2 protein-coding genes, 1 tRNA gene and 1 pseudogene are annotated in these 2,499 nt (G+C 69.3%); 2 read left to right on the forward strand and 2 right to left on the reverse strand.

Features of this window, described 5'->3' with window-relative positions; translation table 11 throughout:
- Positions 1–214, forward strand: a pseudogene (locus tag VGD44_RS22980) (peptidase inhibitor I78); the annotation flags it as partial.
- On the opposite strand, the gene VGD44_RS22985 reads toward VGD44_RS22980, so the two are convergent.
- Positions 192–1,442, reverse strand: coding sequence for a glycosyltransferase (locus tag VGD44_RS22985; RefSeq protein ID WP_331090715.1), 1,251 nt, complete (start codon positions 1,440–1,442; stop codon positions 192–194). The pseudogene VGD44_RS22980 and the gene VGD44_RS22985 sit on opposite strands and share 23 nt — an antisense overlap.
- Before the next feature lie 95 nt (positions 1,443–1,537).
- Positions 1,538–1,622, reverse strand: a tRNA-Leu gene (locus VGD44_RS22990).
- A gap of 183 nt (positions 1,623–1,805) precedes the next feature.
- Between VGD44_RS22990 and tig the strand changes: the two genes are divergently transcribed.
- The coding region (gene tig / locus VGD44_RS22995) for a trigger factor (protein ID WP_331090716.1) at positions 1,806–2,499 on the forward strand (694 nt) is incomplete at its 3' end.

The following is a 2,499-nucleotide window of genomic DNA, read 5'->3' on the forward strand; positions in this document are numbered from 1 at the left end:
CGCTGCGCCCCCACCCGCCAACGACACCTGCAACGCGCGCGGCCACCAGCATCTCGTGGGCCGTCCGCGCTCGGAGATCCCGGCGCCGGCAAAGCCCGAGCTGCAGCGCGTGGCCTGCCTCGGCTGCCCGATCACGATGGACTACATCCCCGAGCGCCTGAACTTCTTCTTCGACGAGAAGACCGGGATCATCAAGGAGGTCCGCTGCGGCTAGCCCGCGGGATCTCCAGCCCGAGTTCCCTGAGCAGCGCGATCCAGCCGGCGCGGCCCTTCAGCCGGTCGAATCGGTCGACCGCGGTCTGCCGGGCGGCGGCGCGCAGCGGCGCGGAGGCCTCGGGATTGCGGCAGGCGTCGATCATGGCCTGCGACAGCGCGTCGACGTCGAAGAACGGCAGCAGCCGGCCGTTGATCCCGTCCTCGACGGCGTCGTGCAGGGGCGGGGTGTCCGAGCCGATCACGTAACAACCCGACGCCATCGCCTCGACCAGCGACCACGAGAGCACGAACGGATAGGTGTAGTAGACGTGCGCCACGCCGAGGCGCAGCGCGGCCAGCATGCGATCGTGCGCTAGTCGGCCCACGAAGTGGACCCGCGCCGGGTCGTAGTCCACGCCGTCGAAGCAGACGTCGCGCCAGCTGCGGTCGTCCGGTGCGTTGCCGCCGTAGGGTCGCCGGTTTGGGTCTCCCACCAGGATCACCTGGGCGTCCGGAACCTCGGCCAGCAGCCGGGGCAGGGCGCGCGCCAGCATGTGCAGGCCCCGCAGCGGCTCCATATGGTTGTTGACGTGAGTGATGACCGGCGTGCCCGGCGTGATGACTCGGCCGTCATCCAGTGCGAAGGGCTCCGCCGGCGCGGGGCGGATCGTCTCGACGTCGACACCCTCGTGGATCACCCGTGCGGCCTCGCGGAAGCGGATCGGCAGGGCGCTGGCCTGGAACTCGGTGGGCGACACGATGGCGTCGGCCTCGGCATAGGCCATGGCCATGACCGCGTTCTTGGCCTCCGCGCGGAAGATCGTCTCCTCGTCGAGCGTGAAGAACTCGGTGTCGAATCCCACGTCCAGGCCGCGGCCGCGGTAGTAGAACTCGGCGAAAGTCACCAGCTTTGCGTTCGGGAACACCTCGCGCAGGAAGGTGACCTCGCCCCAGCCGGGATGCGCCACGATCACCTGCGGGTCCCAGCCCTCGCGCTGCAGGGCCCGGGCCGCGTCGTAGGCGCTGCGCCCGCGGATCAGGTCCGCTTCGGCGCGGACCGCGAGCGGGAAGATGCCGGGCGTGGTGCCGCGCGGCAGGCGGTAGCGCGCCACGTGGACGCCGGACATGCCGCCGGCGTGCTCCTGGCCGATCGCGCAGCACGGCACGCCCATGCGCGTCAGGGTCTGGGCCAGGTCGCGGAACTGGGCCGGGAAGTTGTTGTGGACGAACAGGACACCGCGCGGCATGGCCCGGCTTTAGCCCGCGCCCCCCTGCTACGCCAAGGCTTCGCAGGGCAGGGCGCGCAGGGCCAGTCCTGCGAAGCTCGAAGAGCGAATCAGGCTGGTGCGGATGAGAGGAGTCGAACCTCCACGCCTTGCGGCGCTGGAACCTAAATCCAGTGCGTCTACCAATTCCGCCACATCCGCATGCAGCCCGCGCCTGCCATCGCGGGCGGGGGCTTCGGCGTCAAGGGGCAGGGGGCTTGGACGCGCCCGCGCGCCATGACATAAGGGCGCCTTCGCGCCGCCGGACCCCTGTTCGGCGGCCTTCCCCGTTTGACCTAGAGACGGACAGGGGCGGATGGCCGCTCTGGTCCGGGAAACTTGAGAATGTCGATGCAAATCGTTGAGAAGTCTGGTGAAGGCCTGAGCCGCGTCTACGGCGTGACAGTCCCGGTCTCCGATCTGAATGAGCGCCTGGAGGCGCGGATCAAGGAGATCGCGCCGACCCTCAACGTGAAGGGCTTCCGCCCCGGCAAGGTGCCGGCCGCCCACGTGCGCCGCCTGTACGGCAAGGCCCTGATGAGCGAAGTCGTGCAGGCCAGCCTGAACGAGAGCACCCAGAAGGTGCTGGACGACAACAACCTGCGCCCCGCGGGCGAGCCCGAGCTGAAGCCGGAAGGCGACATCGAGGCGGTGATGGATGGCAAGGCCGACCTCGCCTACGAACTCACCATCGACCTGATGCCCGAGTTCACCCCGGTGGACGGCGCGACGCTGTCGCTGACCAAGCCGGTCTACAAGCCCACCGACAAGGAAGTGGACGAGGCCGTCGCCGACCTCGCCAAGCAGAACCGCACCTATGAAGCCAAGACCGGCAAGACCGTGAAGGCCAAGGACGGCGACCAGCTGCTGATCGACTTCATCGGCCGGGTGGACGGCGAGGCCTTCGAGGGCGGCACGGCGAACGACGTCGAGCTGGTCCTGGGCTCGGGCCAGTTCATCCCGGGCTTCGAGGCCCAGCTCGTCGGCGCCAAGCCCGACAGCGACGTGACGGTGAAGGTGACCTTCCCGGCCGACTACC

The sequence above is a fragment of the Phenylobacterium sp. genome (assembly GCF_036402295.1).
Lineage (GTDB): Bacteria > Pseudomonadota > Alphaproteobacteria > Caulobacterales > Caulobacteraceae > Phenylobacterium.